General features: G+C 65.1%; 16 protein-coding genes. 7 read left to right on the top strand and 9 right to left on the bottom strand.

What is annotated here, in order from left to right:
• Positions 1-16 precede the first annotated feature (16 nt).
• From ACFC0O_RS21990 to ACFC0O_RS21960, 7 genes are all read right to left on the bottom strand, one after another.
• Positions 17-343, bottom strand: a complete 327-nt coding sequence (locus ACFC0O_RS21990) for a hypothetical protein (RefSeq protein WP_375960612.1) — start codon at positions 341-343, stop codon at positions 17-19.
• 45 nt (positions 344-388) lie between these two features.
• Positions 389-1,798: a PPE domain-containing protein gene (locus ACFC0O_RS21985; RefSeq protein WP_375960610.1), complete on the bottom strand. Its 1,410-nt coding sequence runs from the start codon at positions 1,796-1,798 to the stop codon at positions 389-391.
• Between the two features lie 28 nt (positions 1,799-1,826).
• A complete protein-coding gene (locus ACFC0O_RS21980; protein ID WP_375960608.1) occupies positions 1,827-2,144 on the bottom strand; it encodes a PE domain-containing protein in 318 nt (105 codons plus the stop codon).
• 124 nt (positions 2,145-2,268) lie between these two features.
• Complete coding sequence (gene eccCa, locus ACFC0O_RS21975) at positions 2,269-6,273, bottom strand: type VII secretion protein EccCa (RefSeq protein ID WP_375960606.1); 4,005 nt, start codon at positions 6,271-6,273, stop codon at positions 2,269-2,271.
• A complete protein-coding gene (eccB, locus tag ACFC0O_RS21970) occupies positions 6,270-7,823 on the bottom strand; it encodes a type VII secretion protein EccB (protein ID WP_375960604.1) in 1,554 nt (517 codons plus the stop codon). Before eccB ends, eccCa begins: the two co-directional genes overlap by 4 nt.
• A 29-nt stretch (positions 7,824-7,852) precedes the next feature.
• Positions 7,853-9,613 carry a type VII secretion AAA-ATPase EccA gene (gene eccA, locus ACFC0O_RS21965; protein ID WP_375960602.1) on the bottom strand — a complete coding sequence of 587 codons (1,761 nt, stop codon included), beginning with the start codon at positions 9,611-9,613 and terminating at the stop codon, positions 7,853-7,855.
• A 368-nt stretch (positions 9,614-9,981) separates the two neighbouring features.
• Positions 9,982-10,530 (bottom strand): hypothetical protein, encoded by a 549-nt coding sequence (locus ACFC0O_RS21960; RefSeq protein ID WP_375960600.1) that lies wholly within the window; start codon positions 10,528-10,530, stop codon positions 9,982-9,984.
• A 387-nt stretch (positions 10,531-10,917) separates the two neighbouring features.
• Between ACFC0O_RS21960 and ACFC0O_RS21955 the strand changes: the two genes are divergently transcribed.
• From ACFC0O_RS21955 to ACFC0O_RS21945, 3 genes are all read left to right on the top strand, one after another.
• Positions 10,918-11,277 carry a hypothetical protein gene (locus ACFC0O_RS21955; protein WP_375960598.1) on the top strand — a complete coding sequence of 120 codons (360 nt, stop codon included), beginning with the start codon at positions 10,918-10,920 and terminating at the stop codon, positions 11,275-11,277.
• A gap of 144 nt (positions 11,278-11,421) precedes the next feature.
• A complete protein-coding gene (locus tag ACFC0O_RS21950; RefSeq protein WP_375960596.1) occupies positions 11,422-11,967 on the top strand; it encodes a hypothetical protein in 546 nt (181 codons plus the stop codon).
• Positions 11,968-12,007: 40 nt separating this feature from the next.
• Positions 12,008-13,336, top strand: a complete 1,329-nt coding sequence (locus ACFC0O_RS21945) for an MFS transporter (protein ID WP_375960594.1) — start codon at positions 12,008-12,010, stop codon at positions 13,334-13,336.
• Positions 13,337-13,340: 4 nt separating this feature from the next.
• On the opposite strand, the gene ACFC0O_RS21940 is transcribed toward ACFC0O_RS21945, so the two are convergent.
• Entirely contained in the window at positions 13,341-15,098 is a 1,758-nt protein-coding gene (locus tag ACFC0O_RS21940) for a hypothetical protein (RefSeq protein ID WP_375960592.1), read from the bottom strand.
• 18 nt (positions 15,099-15,116) lie between these two features.
• Positions 15,117-16,040, bottom strand: a complete 924-nt coding sequence (locus ACFC0O_RS21935) for a C40 family peptidase (RefSeq protein ID WP_375960590.1) — start codon at positions 16,038-16,040, stop codon at positions 15,117-15,119.
• 201 nt (positions 16,041-16,241) lie between these two features.
• Here ACFC0O_RS21935 and ACFC0O_RS21930 point away from each other — a divergent pair, with 201 nt between their 5' ends.
• From ACFC0O_RS21930 to ACFC0O_RS21915, 4 genes are all read left to right on the top strand, one after another.
• Positions 16,242-17,546 (top strand): hypothetical protein, encoded by a 1,305-nt coding sequence (locus ACFC0O_RS21930; RefSeq protein WP_375960588.1) that lies wholly within the window; start codon positions 16,242-16,244, stop codon positions 17,544-17,546.
• 169 nt (positions 17,547-17,715) lie between these two features.
• Positions 17,716-18,063 (top strand): hypothetical protein, encoded by a 348-nt coding sequence (locus ACFC0O_RS21925; RefSeq protein WP_375960586.1) that lies wholly within the window; start codon positions 17,716-17,718, stop codon positions 18,061-18,063.
• Between the two features lie 34 nt (positions 18,064-18,097).
• Entirely contained in the window at positions 18,098-19,804 is a 1,707-nt protein-coding gene (locus ACFC0O_RS21920) for a type VII secretion target (RefSeq protein ID WP_375960584.1), read from the top strand.
• Complete coding sequence (locus ACFC0O_RS21915; protein WP_375960582.1) at positions 19,804-21,975, top strand: hypothetical protein; 2,172 nt, start codon at positions 19,804-19,806, stop codon at positions 21,973-21,975. The genes ACFC0O_RS21920 and ACFC0O_RS21915 overlap by 1 nt, the downstream gene beginning before the upstream one ends.
• The last annotated feature ends 7 nt before the right edge of the window (positions 21,976-21,982 follow it).

The following is a 21,982-nucleotide window of genomic DNA, read 5'->3' as shown; positions in this document are numbered from 1 at the left end:
ACTGCGACAGGGGATTTCAGAAAGCCGAGATCTTGCTCTCACCGGCGACCGCACGGATCTTGCTCTGGGCCCACTGGTCGGTCTCGTCGACCGAGACACCGGCCTTCTTCATCTGCTCGACGATCTGGATGAGGATCCGGTCCAGCGCCTTCCCCTTCTGAAGTGCGTCGTTCAGCGCCACATTGGCGGCGTCACCGGCACCCTTACTCTTCAGCGACGCGGCCAGTTCGTCCGACACGTTGAAGAGCGCTCCGAGGTCGTTCTCCAGTTCCTCATGCGCCTTGAAGGTATTGTTCGCAGACTCCTGAACTTTTACCGGATCGCCACTATATTTTCCAGCCATTGCATTTTCCTCTCGAATTGGTATTCAATTTTCGACCCCGACAATTCACCGGGGACGTGTTTGGAGGATCGAGTCGAGGACCGGATCCGGGTCGTCGTCCTGAATCGGATCGCCGAGCGCCAGCAGTTGTTCGGAGATCGACTCCTGCTGCCCGTCACCATCCAGGTACTCGATGACGCCGATAGCCGGCGGCTCCTCGAGCACCGGGACATCCTGCGACTCACCGGGCGCGAAAGCCTTTGCGGGTTTGCGCTCGTCCTGTTCGCGACGACGCTGCCGTGCCCGGGGTGCGCTGACGCCGCGAGGGGCGGTGCGCGCCGGAACCGGTTGCGAGGCAGGGGTTCCCGTGCCCATCCCGAACGCCCGGGTGGGCATGGTCGACCAGTTCGTCGGCATTCGGAAGCCGGTCGTGCTGCCCGGCATGGCACCGAATCCGCCCGAGGTCATACCGAGCGCGACCATGCTGCCGAGGCCACCGTTGAGCCCCGCCAGGGTGGTGGATTGTGTTGCGGCTCCCGGTAATCCGGCATTCTGCCCGAGTGACGCGTCACCCCCGCCGTAGCCGTCGGTCGGCATTGTCGGGAGCTGCGAGACCGGTTGTGTTGTTTGCGGAACGGGAGTCTGGCCGGGCTGTCCACCGGTACCCGGGTTGCCCGGATCACCACCGGGTTGACCGGGATTCCCAGGCTGACCGGGGTTGCCGGGCTGGCCCGGATTACCCGGATCGCTGCCAGGCGGATCGCCCGGACCATTGCCGGGCGGGCCCCCTGGATTGTTCGGCGGACCCGATCCGTCACCACCGCCACCGGGTCCGTCGGTGAGGGAATGCCCGCCGCCCGATTTCGGTAGTGGGTCACCGGGATTCATACCCGGCATACCGGTCGGAACCGGGGCGGGGGGTCCGCTCGCAATCGGCGGCGCCTCCAGTGGCGGTGGCAACTGGGCAATCGCGGCCGTGGTCGCCCCGGCATAGACACCCATCGTGATCGAGGCGCGCGCCCATTCGGCCATGTACATGCTCTCGAGCGTCGCCATGGCCGCCAGTCCCACTCCCATAGTGGTGGGGTTGGCGGTGGCGGCGGCGGCGCCCGCCATGGCCGCGTGTATCGCCTCGATTTCCGCGACGGTCGGCATGGATACCAGCGCCTCGGCATTGGCCATGGCGACCGCGTTGGCAATAGCCGAGGTGACCGACGCGACGTCACCCTGAGCCCGTAGCCAACTGGCGTGATTGCGGAATGCCCGCTGGGCGCGCTCGGCCGAGGGGCCCTGCCACACCACCTCCATCTGGCCCATGCTGCCGTCCGAGGCGGAAGCCGCGGTGTGGAGACCGTCCGCGACCGCGGCGTACGCGGCCGCTGTTGCCTCCATCTCGGTCGGCCCGGGACCCGCGGACAGTCGCGCGGAATTCACTTCCGGCGGCAGCGCCCAGAAGTCGAACAGCAAGGGGAACATGGCATCACTCCGGCCCGGGCGTGGTGGACTACGCGGAGAAGCGCGCGCCCGACACGCCGATCTTGGCGCCACCCACCGCGTCGCCGCCGCCATACGCGGCGCTCACCGGGTAGATCATTTCGGCACCACCCGACAGGTGCGCGAGCCCGGGTACGGTGGTCGCGAAGTTCTTCGCGGTCTGGCCGATCAGGCTGATCGCCGCGAACATACTCACCGAGTCGGCTCCCGCCGGGATAGGCACGGCCTGGGCGAGTTCGGTGTGCACAACGGTGGACAGTGCGGCTTGGATGGTGTGCAGCTGCGCGCCGATGCCGGGCAGCGATTCGGGTGAGACATTGAGATACATGGTCGTCTCCTTGCGACTATTCGATTGCTCGAATGGAGCGGTATGTGAGAAACGCTATTGCATTCCCAGGACTGGGAACATGTCGCGAATTCTCCTGTCCGCTCACGGAATCGAGCCGTCCGGCTCACTCCCGACCAGCGGGTATCGCCGCCTGGACGAGGTCGCGGCGGGCATGCAGCGGCTCGACGAAAATGCCGCGACCCACGGGCTGTTTCGTCGGCTTCACATCGCCGATCAACATGCCGTCCAATCGCGATCCGTCCATGATGAGACCGGAAGAATTGAGGTTCTTCATCTGCCCGAGCACGTTGTCGTACATGGCCGAATCCGCCTGGGCGATATTGCGCGCGGCGATCAGGTGCAGGCCGGTGTCACGACCGTCGACGATGAGGTCCTTCAGCGCGTCCAGCGGATTCAGCTGTCCGCGCTGCACGACCATGTGATAGTCGTCGATGACGACGAAGATCTCCGGACCACTCCACCAGGAACGCTCCCTGAGCTGTTGCGAGGTCACACCATCGGGCGCGCGACGCTCACGCATGCGCTCCGCGAAACCGGGCAGTCCGTCGATCAGATCGCGCTCACTGGTGAGATATCCGATCGAATGCGCCTCGGGGACGGCATCCATATGCTGGCGGCGGTAGTCGATCAGCAGAATGCGCGCCTGTTCGGGCGTGAATTGCCGATGAATCGAATCGATCAGCGCGCCAAGGACTGTCGACTTACCGCAGCCCGACGAACCGAGCACCATCATGTGCGTGGAGACGCTGAAGTCGGCGACCGCCGGGGTCAGATCGGATTCGCGCACACCGAACGGCAGTGCCAGTCGCTGTGCCAGGGTGGTCGGAACCGGCATGCCCGCGGCGACCTCGGCGAGGGTGATGCTGGCGGGCAGCAGTTTCACCTCCGGGGCACGGCGACCGGGATACTGGCGGGTGATGGCCTCGGCGGCGGCGACCAGTCCCGCACCCGCGGAGTCGGGCTCGGGATTGCCATCGATACGCGGCAGCGCGGTGAGCATATGCAGGGCATCGGTGGAGATGCAGCGCCCGGGCCGATTGGCGGGTATGGAGGCGACGACCTGCCGTTGCGTGGTGAACACGGTGTCGGTGAGATCGCCGAGCCGCATTTCCAGTCTGGTCTGCAGCATATCCTTGATGGCCGCGCGGATCGCCGCCCAGCGGGAGCTGGTCAGGACCAGGTGGATTCCGTAGTTGAGCCCTTGCAGCGCAAGCGATTCCACCACCGGCAGGTACTCGTCGTAGAACGGTCCATTACTGGAGAAGCCGACATCCCAACCGTCGATGACGAGGAAGACGTCGCCATGCTGATCACCATAGGCGTTGAGCTGAGCGGATTCCTGTGCCGAGGTACGGCGACGGCGGAATTCGCGCATCGAGTCGATGCCGAGCTCGGCGAAGATGTTCTGGCGGTGCGCGAGCAGATTGGTCAGCAACGCGAAGGTGCGCCGGACGCGGTCGACGTCGCGGACCGATGCGATCGATCCGACGTGCGGCAGATTGCGCAATCCGGATAGACCACCGGAGAAGTCGAGGCAGTAGAACTGCAACTGTTCGGGAGTGTGGGTGAGCGCTCCGGACAGCACCAGGGTTTGCACGGCGGTCGATTTTCCGGACTGCGGCCCGCCGACGATCGCCACGTGCCCACCCGCGGCGGACAGATCGACCGTCCACACGTCCTGACGTTGCAGGCGAGGCTGGTCGACGATGGCCCAGGGCAGTTGCAGATTGCCCGGCGTCACGTTCTGGGTGAGCCGATCGAGGGTGGGCGCGGTGTTCAGCGGCGGCAGCCACATTTGATGTGCGGGCCGCCCGTGCCCGGCGAGCTGCTGCAGCACGGTCTCCATCACCGTCACCGGCTCGACATCGATGACCTCGGGTTCGGGCGCGGCAACGGGTTCGATTACGGCGCTTTGGATTTCGGCGATGGCGGCGGCGGTGAATCGTTGCGGCATCCGATAGCCCCCGCTCGCGCGCCGCGCGCGCTGGGTGCCGACGGTGGCGGTCTGCATCGGGGCGGTATAGGGCGAGCCTACGTAGGCGGCTTGGAATCGCTGTAGATCACCCGCGCCGACGCGCAGATATCCCGCGCCGGGCTTCTTGGGCAGATGGTAGGCGTCCGCGGTGCCGATGGCATCGCGCGAGTCACTGGTTTGGTTGGTGCGCAACGCGATTCGATACGACAGATGCGCCTCGAGCTCGCCCATCCGGCTCGAGGGCACCTTCTGCGAGGCCAGGAGCAGGTGAATGCGCAGTGAGCGGCCCAGGCGGCCGATGGCGACGAACAGCTTCGAGAAGGTCGGGTGCTGTTCGAGCAGCTCGGCGAATTCGTCGAGGATGATGAGCAGGGTCGGCATGGGTTCGAGCTGAGCGCCCTGCTCGCGGGCACGCTCGTAATCGGCGACGCTGGCGAAATTGCCCGCGTCGCGCAGAATGCGTTGCCGCCGCGCCATTTCGCCGTTGATCACGTCCTCCATACGGGTGACGAGATCGGCCTCTTCCTCCATATTCGTAACCACGGCGGTCACGTGGGAGAGGCGATCGAACCCGAGAAAGGTCGCACCACCCTTGAAGTCGACCAGCAGTAGATTCAATTGATCCGGGGAGTGCGTGGCTACTGCCGAAAGCACAAGCGTCCGAAGGAATTCCGACTTACCCGAGCCGGTCGCGCCGATGCACATACCGTGCGGGCCCATACCCTCTTCGGCCGATTCCTTGATATCGAGATGAACCAGACTGCCCGCCGGGTCATAACCGAATGGTACGTTCAGCCGCGAACGGTCGATATCACGGATCTGACGCCAGCTGCGGTCGACCTGGATATCACCCGGATCGGTGATCCCGACCATCTCCTCCCAGGTGGTGCCGCCCGCCTGTTCGGCGGCCACGGCCTCGACCACGGTGGAGAGCCGGTAGGGAGCGAGGCTGCGAGCCAAAGCGGTGCAGGCGCTGACGGACATGGAGTCGGCCCGCCCCACCCGACGCTTGCCGCGAGCGGACATCTCGAACAGCGAACGGTCCTCGTCAACGCTGAAGCGCAGCGCGCGCGGCAGCGGTTGCTCGGCCACGCCGAGCCGCAACCAGGTGCAACCGTCGATGCCGGAGATATCGCGTTCGTTGGCCGCGCCACCGACCGCGACGATGAGCACGAAATGCTTACGTTCGAGGGAGGGTTGGCTATTGGCCGAGAACGGCCCCCGATTGAGCCCCGCCAGTACCTTGGCCCGGAGTTCGCCGACCGAGCGGTACACCATCCGGCTCGAGCCGATCGCGTCCTTATCGGTGGGATGCTGGGTGTGCGGCAGCCATTTCAGCCACGCCCACTCCGGTGCGTCCGGGTCGGGCAGCACTGCGGCGACGCCGACCTGGTCCGGGCCGTGCAGCACAACGGTTTCCGCGAGCATGGCGCGCACGAGTCCCGCGACGGCCGCCATATCGCCGTCCAACCCGATCTCGGGTGCGGAGAGCAGATTGATCGCCACCGGCATGCCGCCGACCGTTGAATACGCCTTGGCGAATCGTGTCACCTCGACCACGCCGACCGGATCGAGATCCGCCAGCGGCGCGGCCTCGGGGACGATGACCCGCACCTGATTCGCGATGCGGCCGCGCCCGACCCGGATGCGCAGGAACTGCGGGCTGGCGACCTGCACTTCCCACATGCGCTGACCGCCGATCAGGCGAGCGACGCTGTCCGGACCGGGGTGGGTGTGCGCCAGGTAGGTCTGAAGTTCGGCTTCGGTGGCGCGCACCGACTTCCGGTTCTCGGCGATGCTGCGCAGGTAGTCCTTGCGCTCCTCATTGAGCGAGGCGGCGCCACCGGAACCATTGCCGCCCATGGCGCCGCCCATGGTCCCGAACATGGACACGACCATCATGATCGGGAACATCATCGCCATGGGATTCATGGCCCCGCCGCCGCGGAACATCATGACCATCATTCCGCCCATGCCCGCCAGCATCACGACGGGCATGATCATCCGAAGCCGGGACGGCGGAACGGGTTTGGGCAGTTCGGTAGGCGGTTGCAGGCGCAGTTCGGCCACCGCCGGCGCCTTGGGCCCGCGCACCATGCGGGCGGGTCGGACGAAACGGCGGGTAGTGGTCACGGTTGTCCTCCGGGCAATGGCGCGGCGGCGCGGTCCGCGGCGATGCCGTCGTGCTGGATGCGGGCATCACGTTGGGAAAGCGTCGGGCCGACCGCGAAGAGCGAGATGATGGCCCACGGTGCGGGAATGGGATTGCGCAATGCCAGCGCGGTCAGGGTGGCGTCACTCGTGCTGCCACCGCGCGCGTCGATGCCGTAGCGCACACCGCTGTCCGAGACCCAGAACATCGCCTCACGTAAGGGTGAGGTCGGGTCCATTCCGGTGACGCGCACGAAGCTGCCGGTGTCGCGCGGCAGATAGGCCGCGTCGGCGGTGTTCCCGCGCGAACCGCTGGCGGTGACAAGTGGCACGGTGCGCGCGATTTCCTCTGTCGCGAGCGGCAATTGGCGCCCGACCAGTAGCTCGGTGCTCGCATTGGGGTCGGCGGCCGCGTGCGTCCAGTGGTAGCAGGTGATGCTGTCGCGTTCGGGATCGGCGATGCGTACGGCGGTGGTGGGATAACTCGTGGTGCCGGGCCAGCCACCGGGCCGCAGGTTGGTGGCGATGACATCCGGGCCGACCGCGATGGCCGAGACCGCGCCGTGCGAGTCGGCATTGCGCACCATGGCCGCCAGCACCGAACTGATCTGCACCACACCCGATTGCGAGACCAGGTAGTAGGCCGCGCCGCGGTCGATGGTGGACACCGAGAGCACCGAGCCGACCGCGACCGAGAGCCCCGAGGGCAGGATGATGGCCTGTCCCGCGCCGGGTACCGCGGGCACCCGCAGCGGCGGTGCTTCGGGAATGGCTTCGAGCAGGCCCGCGGACGCCGGGAGCACCGGCGCCGTGGCATCGATACCCAATGCGAGCGTTACCGGCGAGTCCGCGAGATTGATTGCGGCCCTGACAATTCCGCGATCGTGATCGCGATAGACCAGCCAGGTCACGGTGCCCTCTCGCAACAACCGGGCTTGGGTGTCGCCGAGCGGGCGAATGGCATCGCCGTCGATGCTCAGCCGACCGCCGATCGCGATCGTGCGCACGGGAGACCGGCTGGTGGTGGGCAGGCCGGTGGCCGGATCGGTCGGGCCCGCCGAACCCGTTGCGGTGGTATCGCATACCGCCCAGGAGGAGTCGCGATCATTGCTGTCCGAGATCGCGTTCGGCGCACCCGCGATACCGACTATCGGCCCGCGCGGGAGCTTGGCCAACTCCTCCTTGGACACCTGCACCGGATTCTCAGCCGCGCCGATCACCAGCCGCGCCGAGGTGAGGTTCAGCGCCGGATGCAATCGACCACCCACTCGCACATAGAGTGCGCCGGTGCCTTTTTCCGCCACGATGCGCGAATCGCCCAGCGTCTTGGCCGGTTTGAAGAAGGCCAGCACCGCCGACCCGGCGATGACTACACACGCCATGGCGATGCCGATCGACAGCGCGGTGGAGCGACCGCGCTGCGGATCGTCGATCATGGAGGCATCCCGCCGGACCAGCGCGTGTTCGATGCGCCGGAACAGGAAGCGCCAGCCGGAAATCTGGTGTTTGGTCACCACCCGGAAGCGAGCCACCGTCGTGTGTTTCCTTCCCGTCGCGCCGGTCAGTTCGTGGCGGCCGGTGCCAGCCCTTCCAGGGCGGCGGTGATATCCGCTTCGGAGATGGTCATGAGTTCTTCATCGGTCATCGCCGCCACATTGGCCAGCTCGCGAGTGAAGCGGTAATCGCGTTCGGCCTCCGCGGCTTCCACCACATTGCGCACAAAGCGGCCGTTGCCGGCGAGATCGATCAGGCGGCGGCCGTTTCGGGCCTGCCCGGACAGGCGTTCACAACGCTCGTGCAGGGTGTCCTTGGCGTTGTGGGACAGGATCGAATCCTTGTGCTGGGCAATGTGTTCGGCGATTCGCACCAGTTCGTCCGCGTCATAGCTGGCGAAGCGGATGCGCTTGGTGAAGCGTGAGGCCAGACCGTCGTTGGAGGCCAGGAACCGGTCGATCTGGTCTTCGTACCCCGCGATGATCACCACGAGTTTGTCGCGGTCGTTCTCCATCCGAGCCAGCAGTGTGTCGACCGCTTCCTTACCGAACGCGTCACCGCCCGAAAGCCCTTCCTGGATAAGGGTGTACGCCTCGTCGATGAACAGCACACCGCCCAGCGCCGAATCGATCAGCGCGTTGGTCTTGGGCGCGGTATGCCCGAGATGGGTGCCGACCATATCGTTGCGCGACACCTCGACCACATCGGCGTTCTGCACCACACCCAGCCCGGCGAAGATCTTTGCGATGACACGGGCGATGGTGGTCTTACCCGTTCCGGGTGGACCGGAGAAGATCAGGTGGTGAGACCGCGAGTCGACGGCCAGACCGCGTTTGGCACGTACCTGGTCCATCAGCACCCCGGACTTGAGCCGATCCACCTGCTCCTTGACGGAGTCCATGCCGATCTGGGCCTGGAGCAGATCCGAGGCCTCGGTCAGCAGGGATTCGCGCTCGTCGCGCGCGGCGGAAGCCGCGACCTCGGCGGGGTCATCGCCGGTGCGCGCGTCCCATCGATTGGTGCGGGTGGAAATGACTTCCGCGCTGGTGATCTCGAGTCGATAGTTCTTGTCCGCGACCGCGCGTTGCCAGTCCTCGTGCTGTGACCACAGCGCGGAACCCTGAAGCCCCTTCAGAATTCGATCGGCAGCTTCGTGATCACCGTTGTGTCGCAGCACCATTCCCAGCAGGAAATGCGCGTCGGCCCAGATATACGACAGGCTGCCCGAGGAGCTGTCCTCGACGATGCGCTGCGCCCGAGGCAGAGCTTCACCGAAGCGGCCCAGGTGCGCGAGTGCCTGCGCGGCCATCAATTCGGCCGCGATATCGAGCAGATTGTCCTCGAGCACCGGTTTGCTCGCCCGGAATTCGATGACATCGGGCCAGCGACGGGTGCGGAAGTACAGCGAAAGCCGGACGAAGTCGGCGACATCGTCGGCGGGCAGCTGATCGAGAATGGCCTTGGCCTCATCCCATTCACCGCCCTCGGCGTATTTGCACGCCTGCGCGAGCGCGATCTGATCGCGATCGGACATGGCCACGCGCAGCCCGTACATGCCGATTTCGACCTGGCACCACAGTGATCGATCGGGCAGTCCCGCGCGCTGTTGATCCCGGTACAGATTGTGGACGGAGCGATAGGCCCCGTAGATGACTTCCCCAGAGATTTCCCCGGCCATGGCCAGCCCGAGCCAGGCATCGCACATATCCGGATCGAGGTCGGTCGCCGCATGGAATGCCGCCAGCGCGTGCTGGTCGTTGCGCACTCCCCCGGAAACCAATCCGAGACTTTGAATCCCTGTGTAGAACGCGTCCTCGGCCGCTGACAACTCGGACTTCCCTTCCACCGATTTCGTCTGCACGAAGGTTAGAGGCGAAGGCCGCCAGGGCATTTCCCATCATTGGGAATACCCGTCCGGCCGTTTGCCCGCGATCACCTCGCGCTTCCCACGAGGGGGAATCGGTGGTCGCCGAAACCCGTTGAAATATGCCAACATTCGTTGTGCCGTTGATTGACGGCATGATGGATCGATACCACCCTGCCCCTCATCGGGTTGGTATCGAACCAGCGGCTGGAGCCCCCGCGATCCGGGTATGCCAGCCGCCTCGGACATGGTTTGTCGAAATCCCTCCCCACGACAACCTGCTCCACGGACGGCCGGTGGTCTGGGACACCACCGGCCGATCCGGAAATCCCCTACGCGCAGGTCGGACTGAAAGCCGCTGCGCTCATCGGGCGAAAGCGTTGTGCGACAGGAACATCCAGTGCCGCCACCACACCACCGCCGGTATCGGGATCGGCCGCGTTGAGCCGAATGCTGTGCTGTGCGTGCGCACCGCCCGATACCTCGGCCCGCGCTCCGGTGCGCCAGCCGAACGGCACGGTGTGCACCCGCTCCCCGCTGTGCGTCAGCCGTTCGGTGACCTCGGCGAGCAGATCGAGCGAATCCGCCAGATCTGTCAATAACTCGGTCCCCGTCGCCGCGCGTTCATCCCGGCCGGGTGGCCGTAGATAGCCGTCGATTACCACCGATGTCGCCTCGGTGCGCGCAATAAGCTTGCGCACCAACTTGGCCGCGGCCGCACCGAGTAGCAGATCGCCGTGTTCGAGCGCGATCGAGACCACCAGGCACTCGCTGAATTTGTGCGCCTTGCCGACCTCGCCTTCGGCCACCCCGACCGCGCAGGCCGAGGGCGTGGTGACCGCGTATTCGAAGGTGCGACAACGGCTACTCTGAATCAGCATGGCGCCCGCCCTTTCCCGTGGACGTCGAACGACGATGTCGCTCGACCGGCAGCGCAGCCTGCCGTATCCGGGTCGTGCTGATTAGCCTCATCAAATCTCCGAGCCGATTGATTCCGGATCCAACCGCCGTGTGATCCCGGGCTCTTTTCCGGTCCCGTCGGCGAAGTGTGCATCGACTCTACGACCGGAACGACCGGTCTTCAGGTACCAGAAAGCGTCAGCTGCGGGCCAATTCGCGCCATCGCAACCGCATGGCGGTATCTCACCCGCTGTTCGCAGGATGCCCGATGTGGCGCGTTTGGTGACTTCCCACGCCGGGGAGGTGCCCGCGCTGGCCGTGACGACCTATTCGGGGCTCCAATGGCGCGGGGGGAGTGAGGAAATCGAGTGATGATCGCCAGCGGTCCCGTGCAACACGTCCCCACCTTGGTCTCGATCTACGAACTGGGACTGAACGAGTGGTATCGCGTCGCTGAATTCCGGCTCAACGCAAAGGGTTCGGTCGAGCTGCGGTTGTGCAATGGCAGTTCGTGCCCGCTGGCGCTGCACTGGTATCGCGAAGGCATCGAGACACCCGCGACCGTTCCGCTGGTCACCGCCGCGGACGGCCCGGAGTTCATGCGTGCGCTGCTACGTCCGTTCCTGATGAGCTACTGCCGAATTGTGGACGAAAGCCCCAGGCCCGCTGGACAATCGGAGACCGGCTCTCCCCAGCAGTGGCGACATCGCCCCGTCGGCACGGCTTAGGTTGGACCGATGGTGCAATCGACACCGTCGCCGCCGACAGGGGCGCAACACGGGCCCGATCCACAGGGGAGCGCAACCCGGCCCCTGAGTGAAGGGTGGCCGTATATCGCAGTGGCACTGGCGAATTCGGCAGTGTTCTACTTGATGTTCAAGCCGTGGCTGACGGCCACCGGGTGGGACGGCGTGGGTGTCGTCAATGCCTTCGGTCGTCTGCGGCGCACGACAAGACATTTGAACCTTTGGTCGCAGTCTCCACCTCCCGGCCCGGTCATCAGCAATGTGTGGGCGATACTCGCCTCCGCGGCCATCATCGTCACCGTGGTGGCGGCCATCCGGGCCAGTCGGTATCGCAGCGCCGCAGCCGAAACCCTTACCGCCGTAGCAGCATCGGCCGTTGCGATCTTCGTGGCGGCGGACCTGTACCACCTCAATGCCGCCATCCCCAAGGTGCAATTGGCGCTGTCGATGAGTAAGGATCTGAGTGCGCAGATAGGACTGGCGATCGGCGCGCTGCGCGGCAGCACGAACTATCCCTGGCCTGGCAAGGAGTCACAGCTACGAGTGGCCGGGTTGACCTCCACCGCACTGATCTCGCTCGCCATCACCGTCGTATCGGCCGGAATCACCGCCGTACGTGCCCGACGCGGCCTGCAGCGTCTGGTCAAAGCGGTCGCCGCTCGAATCCTCTAGTTGCGTCCGACCAATTCGATTCCCACAGAAGCGATCTCGCATGTCCGGTGCTGTCGTCCTGCGAAACCGGGACTTCCTACTGCTGTGGTCCGGCAACGCCATTTCCCATGTCGGACTCCAGGGCGCGCGCATCGCGTATCCGTTGCTGACGCTGTTGCTCACCGATTCGCCGATCTCGGCGAGTCTGGTGGCCTTCGCCATCGCCGCCCCGGGGCTGGTGTTCGAGATTCCCGCGGGCGTCGCGGCTGATCTGTGGGATCGCCGGCAAACTCTGATCCTGTGCCAGCGCATGGGTTTGGTGGCGACACTGCTGGCCGCGGGCGTGATCTTCGCCCGCCCGCCGGGCCTGGCGTTCTTCCTCGCCATCGCGGCCTTCACCGAGGGCACGGCGTACGTCTTCTTCAATACCGCTGAGCTGGTGCTCATTCGGGACGTCGTCACAGAAGAGGAGCGTCCCGCCGCGTTCGCCTTCCTGGAGGCCGAGCAACCGATAGCCAATATGATGGGGCGCTCACTCGGCGGGGCGTTGCTGGGGATCGCGCGCGGCCTGCCATTTCTCGCCAACGCCGCTTCCTACCTCTATTGTCTGTGGACCCTGTCCAAAATTCACACTCGGGCCCAGGTCATTCCAGCTCCAGCGCCTGTCAAGGCGGTGCGCATCTGGGAGTGGGACCAGGTCCGGATCGGCATGCGGCACCTCGCCTCGGATCGCTTCGCACGCGATTCCATGATCACCCTGGGTGTGTCGAACGGAATCATCCAGGTCCTCATCCTGCTGATCACTCTCTCGGTGAAACACGGCGGCCACGCGACATGGACCGTCGGCGTGGTGCTCGGAGCAACCGGTATCGGCGGTCTGTTGAGCGCGGTGCCCGCCGCTCGCTACGGCAACCAACTCGATCCCCAGCGGGTGCTCACCGCCGCACTGTGGGCATGGACCCTCTTGGCCGTGCCGATCGCGATAACCTCGAATCCGCTGGTTCTCGGTGTTTGCTGGATGGGCGTCGGCTTCGTTGGGACGATGGTCAATGTTCCGCTCACCCTGTATCGGGTACGGGTCTACCCCGAAGAGGTGATCGGCCGAATCTTCGGCGCCAGCAAGCTCATATCGCACGGCGGCACCGCCGCGGGCGCGCTGGCCTCCGGGGTACTGGTTTCGATCTTCGGTACGGGCGCGCTGGGATGGTTGCTCGTGGTGGGTATGGCGGTACTGGCGCGCCGGGCTCGACGGCTGACCCCGCCCAAACCGCCGACGGCCACGCCACCGACGCCCACTCGCACCGCGACCCCACCCGCCGGAACGTGGATCGCGAGGGTGTCGGGTCAAGGAACTGGTGCGGACCGGGACACCGGTCGCGCGCAGGGCTGATCGTTCACCGCCCCTCGCGTCGCTCGGATGCCGAATCCTTCGCCTCGGCCCGGTCGGCCGTGGCGTGTTCGGCGCCGATCGAAGGTTTCGACACCGGAGGCGGCAGCGTGACCCGCGGCGCGCGCGACCCGGTTTCGGGAGCGAACACCTTTGCCGCCGTCTCGGTTTCGCGCTCGGACTTCGTCCACGGTGTGGAGCCGACAGCGCGCCCCCGAGTTTCTGCGGCGATCGGATCGCGTATCTCCGGATCCGGTATCGCGGTCGCCGCTTCCGGGGATTGATCCCGATGCGAACGCCCATCGCGCCGACGGCGCGCGGGTTTCCCGCGCCAGGGACTGGACGTTGGAGGACCACCTTGCGCGCTGCCTATGGCCGCCGGGCCCGTCTCTCGCACAGTCGATTCAAGGTCGTTACCGCTGTTCACCATCGCGGCGGCGGCCGGTAAGGAGTTCACCTCGGGTGTGAGACTGCCCGAGCTTGCCGAGGCGGAGCTCCGCGAGTCGAAAGACTCCGGGACGCTACGCGTCTCAGTCGCAACAGGTGAGCGCGGTGCTGAGGTCATCCGCCCCGCACCTCCGCCCGTAACGTGCGGTGATCGCGCATCCGCCGGTTCCCGTCGAGTTCCGCCGTTATCTCCCCATGGCACCGGGCCCGCTTTGCGAATCTCCGAACCGGATCGCGATGCAGTGACGTCCCCGCGCCCCGACGCCGGGTTGGAGCTAGCGGCCGTCGAGCTCTGGACCGCTCTTGCCGAACCTCCCGAGTTTGTCGGATCTGCGCCGTGCACAGACGAATTCGATCCGGCTCCGGTCGGTTGCGCACCGGCCTGGACGGTCGGCGTCGAGAACTGCTGCACGCTCGTGGCCACATTGGGGAAGGCGATCGGTGGCGACTGCATCGGAGCGGGACCGGCTGAGTGTGAGGCGGCAGGTGAACGCTCGATCGGATCGGATCGCTGGGGCTCCGATACGTTCGTCGACGGCTCGCGCAGCCGATCGTCACGAGACCCGTCCAGGTCTCGACCGCCCGCCGTGGTGAAGTCGAGCGCACCCACCTTGTCGGCGAAATCTTCTGCATGCGAGAGCATTTGGTCCGCGTAGCCGTCCAGCACATTCGCGTAGCGCAGCACCTCATCGGGATCGATCCGCATCGGTAACGCCGATGAACTGGCAGGGGGCGGGGGAAGATCAAGGACGTCAGCGACCAAATTGTGCAGTGTGCCGCCGACCATACGCTCGATGACCTGGCCCAGGGGTTCGATCGCTTTACCGAGCACCTCGGCCAGAATATAGGCGATCAGCACCTGTTCCATCACCGATAGCAGTTTGCGTGCGGCCGCTGGAAGCGCCTGCGCCACAATGGCCGAGAACCCACCGGTGGCGAATGTGCCCGCCAGGGCCGCCAGATATGTCGACGCCATCGCGGCCAGCTCGGTCAGAACAGCGGCCTTGGCCGCGGCAATCACATCGGCGGCGATGTACAGGGCTTTCGATACCACCTTGCAGGCGCGGTCGAGCTCGACCATATGGGTCGCGCTCATCCGCGCCCACACCGAGATCAGCTGTTCGTACGAGTACCCGGACCACACCGTGCCCATATTCTGGACCACACCGGTCGCGCCCTCATGACTCGCACGCACCTTGGCGGCGAAATTGCCTACGTGCACGGCTAATTCGCGGACCTGATCCTCATCGATATCCGGATAGGGCACCCCCGCGAAGTTGAGGAACAACGCTACTTCGTGCGGTATCTCGATGGACATATCCGCGCGCTGCCCGGATCAGAGCACGCGAACCACTATGGCTTGACTGGACATTCGTGACCATTTGACTGTCGATCCCGTGTACGGCGCCTCGATGACCATGCCGTTCCCGGCGGCCAGTTGCACGTGTTCGGGACCACGGGAGCTGAACGAACCCGCGGGAAAGACCAGATCGCCAGGGCGGGCCTCCGACACCGGAACGCGAACGCCGCTGTGGATCTGCTCGTAGGTGGTGCGCGGCAGAATCACATCGCCGTTCGACGCCTGGGCGATCGCATACTGCGTCAGACCCGAGCAATCGAAGCCGCCGCCACTGGGACCTCCGGCTCCCCCACCACCCCAGACATAGCGGGTGCCGAGCCAATTGCTCGCCGCGAGAACGGCATTGCTACCCGCGGTGCCGTTACCGGGAATTCGCGTGCGCCGCCGGGGACGAATGCGTGGCCGCCGCCGTCGCGGGGTGGCGGACCGAGTGGTTATGACCTTGGGTGCGGCCGGCGGCATGATCTGCGCGGCCAGCTTTCGTGCCGCGCTGGTGTCCCGGTCGACCTGCTGTGTCGCGTTGGTGATGGTGGTCTGCACGGCGTCCAGCAGCGCCGGACCGCTGAACCGGGTATCACGAATACCGGCGATCGCCTGAATGCGCGATTGGAGGTCGGAAATCTGATGGGTGAGGTGAATTCGGCCGTCGGAGGTATTGCCACCCGATGCCGCGACCGCCTGCCGCACCACATTGTCCTTGCCTTCGTGCGAGTCCGCGATCGACATATGCATCCCGCGCGCACCGGTGTACGAGGTAGCCGTGATTCCCGCGCCCTCACCTGTATCCCGTTCGAGCACACCCAGTCTCGCCACCTGCACCGGATCGGGCGAACCCGCTCCGTACAGGCCGAGTAATGACTTCAGCACACCGCTCAGGTCATCGGCCAGAACCGTCGCCATTCGCGTCACCCGCCTTCGTGCCTCACCGAGCGTCCGTCGTATTCCCGATTCTCATGCTGCCCAGCTGTTTCCGGGCAGCACGTGTTCTCGGATCGGCCGTGGCCGTCCGTCGACTATGCATGACCGGTCGCCGCACGCCTTCCCACTTCGGGGAACACCGGACAATGAGTCAGATCAACAGGGAGGCGGGTGCCAGCGGCGATGACCACGGATGCGACGGATACGGCGGACACGACCGACGCGGAGACCACGGCGAGCCCGGCGAATATATTCACCATGCCCTCGGGTACCTCGGATATCGGTGTCCTTGACGCCCAGGCAGAGGATGCCGAAGCACTCCCCGCGAGAACCGACGGCGCTCGGACTCTGCCTGCGGGGATCGACGACGCCCGGACCCTGCCGGCAGCGGCGGAGAACAATCGCACGCCACCACCGAAGGGGGATCGGGACCCGCGCCCCTCGGGTATCGGTCACCACTATTGGACGATTCCGCGCCTCCCCGTCCCGTCCGGGGCCTCACCAGCCCTCAAGAGCTTCATCGCGATGGCGGAGGCCGCCCTGCAGACCGCGGTCGACTTGCTCGGGCGCGGAACGACATTCCCACCACCCCGGGTCGATGATCTGCTCACCACCGTCGTGTACAAGAGCCTCGGTGAGGGCAAGGCCAATGAGCAGTACCAGAAGACACTGGCCGCGGTCGATGCTCGCCAGGCGTCCCTGCTGACCATGGATGACAAGGTGCTCGACGTCGCGAACGTGATGTCGGCCGACAAGGACCGCACCCTGACCGCGATCAAACATATGATCGCCGATCTCGTTGCCGCACTGAGCAGGAAGACAGCGGCCAAGCTGCAACCTGCCGACGAAGTCAGCCTCATGGACACGATCGCCAAGACGATCGAGCAGGTGTACGAGCGGGTCACCAAGGTCGCCGAGGACAATCTGCGGATGTCCGGCGGCGGGAATGGCGGGGGCAGTGGCAACGGTGGCGGGGGCGGAAATCCGGGTGGCGGCGGGAACGGCGGTCAGCAACAGGGCGGTCAGCAACAGGGCGGGGGTGGCGGCGGCGACGGCGGTTCGGGACTCATGCAGGCGCTCATGATGATTCCGATGCTGGGTGCCAGTCTGTTGCCCTCGGCGCTGCAAGTGGTCGAGAAGATGAACAACAAGGACGATCGGCACGACGACCGGCGCGACGATCGTCAGGGTGGACCGCCGCCCAATGGCGGACCGCCGGGCGGAGTCCCGGGCGCGCCCCCGGCACCCGGTGCACAGGCACCCAATTCCCCCGGCGTTCCGCCGCCCGGCGTACCCGCCCCCGACGCACCCGGAACCGGTGCTCCGGGCGCACCTGGCGCTCCGCAGCCGGGTCCGGGCGGAAATCCCGCGGCGACAGCACAACCGGCGGGCGCCTCGGTACCGGTCCCCGGTGCGGAACCCCCGCCGGGTGCGCCTCCCGCGCCTCCGCCGCCGCCTCCGCCACGAACGGGCTCCGCTGGAGCATGACGACTGCGGGATAGCCTGCGCGGCAGGCTATCCCGCGCGGTGTCCGGCGAAACCCCTTCCCATCAACGGGAAGCCGCTCCGCACTCGGTGAAGCATGCTGGGGAGCAGGGCCGCCGACGAACGAGGACCGATGAGAGAACTTCACCCGGACGTGCGCGCCGGACTAGCGATGAAGCGGGAACTGCTACATCGCTTCGAGGAACTACAGGAGCGAGCGGACAAAATCGTCGCCCGGCGTCCCTCACCCTCCGGCCTGGTCATCCCCGAAGTCGATATCCATGGCCGCCTCCGAGACCTGTATCTGGCTCCCGGAACCTGCGACAGATTCGGCAGCTACGAACTGGCAGCCGAGATTATGGCCGCTATCACCGATAGCACGGCGGACGCGCAACGCCAGTACCACCTGAACATGAACGACCAGTCCCTACTGCCACGACCGTTCGCCGAGGTTATGCAGGAATGGCGGGCTGGCGGCGCACCCGACTCCGAGCCGAATTTCGGGAAGTCGGAGAAATGATACGAAGCAGTCGGGCGGGAGGAACCAACCGAGCATGGTCAACCATCTTCTCGTCGAGCCGGACGATCTACGCAAATCCGCCGCGCAGCATGACCTGATCGCGAAGGAGCTTCGCGAGAAAGGCGCGATTCCCCAGGCCTGGCTCGACGAGTTCCCGGAAACCCACGGCACAATCGCCGCACCAATGTACAAGGCGCTGGTCGACTTCTACAACGATCGCCACGCGAAAGCCGAACGCCTGGCCCGCAACCATGAACAAACCCGTGATCAACTGCTCAGAGCCGCAGACGATCTCGAGGCCAAGGACGGGCGCGGGCGGCAGCAGATCATTCAGGCGGGCGGTGGATTCGACAACCATCCCGGAGTACTTGGGCCGAATACGCCCAGTATCGGAGCTCTACCACCGATGCCGATCTCGCCGACACCGCACCCGGGCGGAACTCCCCCTCGGGCGTCCGTTCCCCCGCTCCCCGGCGAGCGGACCCCGACCCCGACTCCGAATCCGGCTGCCGCGCCACCGACACAGCACCCTGTCCACCTCGACGATCCAGCGGCAGTCGGCGCTCCGACCAGCACGATCGCGCAGGTAGGTGGCGCCGGGCCGGTCGGATCGTCCACGCCGGTCGGACTTTCCACTCCCGTCGGACCGGTAACCCCCAACGCGCTCACGCCTCGGGCCGATTCGAATGCGCAGATGCGGAGTTTCAGTCGGGGATTCGATATTTCCGCAGACGCCACCACCACGCCACCGCGTATCGCTGCATCAGGCGACGACATGCGGGCGGCCAGCGGCGCAAACACGTCGCCAGTGGCTCCTGAGCGGACGGTAGTCACAAACGGCGCCAGTGCGAGACTGCGCCCGGAATTGGAAGCTGGTCCGTTGTCACCGGGGCCGCTGGCGGCGTCGGCGAGGAATGCCGGATCGGAGCGCTCACGACCGTCGTTGGTCGTCGGCGATACCGTGGTCGACCATCTGACGCTCGCTCGCACGTTGCTCGCGGCAGTCCTTGCTGCCGTTGGGGATTCGACGCCCGGCCTGGAGTGGGCGACCGCTGTCGCCATCACTCCCCGTGGACCGGTACTGCTGCTGACCTCGACCGAGGGGCGGGGCTGGTTGCCGGCCGGACTCTTCCTGCCATCGGAAGTCATCGTGCCGTGGCGCTGGAAATCCCGATTCAGTGACAGTCACCAGCGGGCCGTCGCGAAGTTGGCCGGAATCGACGACCCGGCGCGCATGTTGGCCGAGTTGCTATCGATCGCGACAGCCCGCATTTCGATTCGGCTCAGCGCGCTGGCATCCTCGACGACCATTTCGGATCGGTTGAGAGCTTCCCTTCCAGGCGATGTCGCGGTCACGGATCAGGTGACGGCTGCCCTGGCCGATACCGATTTTTCGAGACCGGGTGCCGGGCTGGTCGATCGACTCGAAATAGCTGGAACCGACAACACCCGACGGTACTCGGAAATGACACCTGACATGGAAATTCAGGAAGTCTGCCGGAAGCTGTTGGTCGACACGCGAATTCAGGTGAGCGCAGGAGGCCGAATGCAGGACGCGTTCGTCCGGCGTCGCACCAATGAACTGCGGCGTTTGTACTCGGATATCGAACCCGATCGTCAGGTGCTACGAGACATGCTCTACACCTACGAGCATATTGTGACACACAGTGTGCCGGAAGGCGCGACCATGCCGCAAATTACGGCCGGCACCGGTGAATTCCGCAGTGAAATGAGCAACTAATGGCAGCAGAAATCGATAAATCCAAAGTCGAGAAGGTTGTCCAAGATACACGGGGAGATTACGAGCAAGGCGGCTGTGAACGTATAGGTTTCAACGATGGCGAGGTAGAGAACTCGTTGAATCGCCTGCTCACATTGAATGCGGAAGAATTCAAAGACGCATGGGGCGGGCTCGACGATCAAGACGAACATCTACCCTCGTTTCTGCCGCTCAAGGCGGAGCTCGCAAAGCGGGCTCATGAGAGACATCTCGACGGCGGAAAATATAAAGAACTCGTCGCATCTCTCGAGACCAACAATGTCGATACCTACTATCAATATAAAGTGGATAAACCCGTTTTCTCCAATGATCCCGCGGAAAAGCTCACCGACCAGGTATCGACACACGCGGCAACGATCCAGTTGATAGCGCCCGATGGTGCCAACGCTGGGTTCAGAGCCTTGATCAGCGACACCGAGTTCGTCATGCAGAAGGATCTCGACTCACTGGGGTTGCATCGCCCGAAAGAGGAACACCCGACGTTCGCCCCAATTCTACTTTCCGACCAGAAATCAACGGTTCTGGATGGATCGTCCGACATCAAAGATGAGCACGGCGCCCTCGCGAATCAATTGAAGGAGAGGGAGAAACAATACAATACTGAGCACCAGATCGCCACGGACGCCACTTTCGATACCACGGTTACGAAGAACGAGCTCTTCCAGAAATTGGTGAAGATGGCGAACGAGGATTTGCAAGAGGTGCTCAAGAACAAGCTGGATGGATGGCGCGTCGATGGCGACAAGCTTACGAAGACAACTTACTATCAGCACGATCATGAGCCTATAGTTGAAACGTATTTCGAAAGATCCGCAAAAGACAACATCTTCTACCTGAACCCCAGCGTGGAACGTCGAATATATATCGACCCGTTCATTGCAAAGGTAAAGGAATGGAGAGATTTGTATGATAAAGCATGCAAAGATATCCTGAAGGACTCGGAGAAAGTCCCGGCGGCACCCGAAAAGCCGAAACCGGCCGCGCCCAAAGCCACACCCGAAACCCCTGCCTCGCCCTCCGGAACTCCGGCACCGCCGCCCTCCGGAACTCCGGCACCGCCCCCATCCGGAACGCCGACACCACCATCCGGACAGAACACCGATTACAGCGCGCTGTTCAAGGATGCGCTCGCCAACAGCCCAGACGGCAAGGCGACCACCACGCCACCGCCGTCCGCCGACGGCTCGACTCCCCCCGGTACGCAGCCCGGCACTACGCCGACAGACAACAACAACCAGCAGGTGCTGGACGAGATCGATGCGGCGGAGAATCGCATCCGGCAGAACGACAGTGTCACACCGGCCGTATACAACCCCGGCACGAACGCGGGTGGGTTCAGCAGTGGCGGTAATGCGGGGGGGAACTCCGGTGGCGGCGGATCGAGTTTCGATCCGAGCCAGCTCATGATGATGTCCGCGCTACAGCAGGCGATGCAGAATAGAGACAACGGCAAGGGTGGGATGCAGGACGACAGGGGCGAACCGCGTCGCCCCCGCGACCCGAATACTGTTACCCCGGCGGCTAATACACCCGGAGCGCCCACGGTTCCGGGAGCACCGGGTGCACCGGGACAGCCTGTGGTGACGGCCGATCAGACGACTCCTCCGCCGACCAACGCCAAGGGCCTGGTGAACGTCACCATTCCGGGCCTGAACGGTACCCAGCAGGTATCGCCCGTCGTACAGGACGCGCTCACGAAGGCGTTCAGCAACCCGTCCGGTTGTGATGCTCGCGCCGCGTACGAGGGCGGGCCGGGGCAATCCACACCGGGGATGCCGTGGAAGCAGATCACCGACGCCGAGCTCCGTACCGGGGATATCGCGCAGTGGGGCAACCGAACCGCCGTCGTGGTGATGACCGACAACGGTCCACAGATCATCATCGACGGCAAACTCGGTCCGATGCAGGACGGCCATCTGGTGCAGTTCAATCCGAACATGCTGCCGGATTCGCTCGGCGGCGAGTTCGGGAAGTTCGAGGGCTTCTTCCATCCCTCCGGTGCTGATCTGAGCACCGACGGGCAGGCTCCGCCGGAAACGAAACCCGCAGATCCGCCCAAGGTCTCGGTGGGCGCGGCGCCCGGTGTGGTGCCCGCGGCAACCCCACGGACGGGCCCGAGCGGCGAGATCTGACGGTGGA

Source organism: Nocardia sp. NPDC056100, from assembly GCF_042266325.1.
In the GTDB taxonomy this organism is placed as follows: Bacteria; Actinomycetota; Actinomycetes; order Mycobacteriales; family Mycobacteriaceae; genus Nocardia.
Note: the sequence above shows the minus strand (reverse complement) of the source record. Positions and strands in the feature narration are given on the sequence as shown.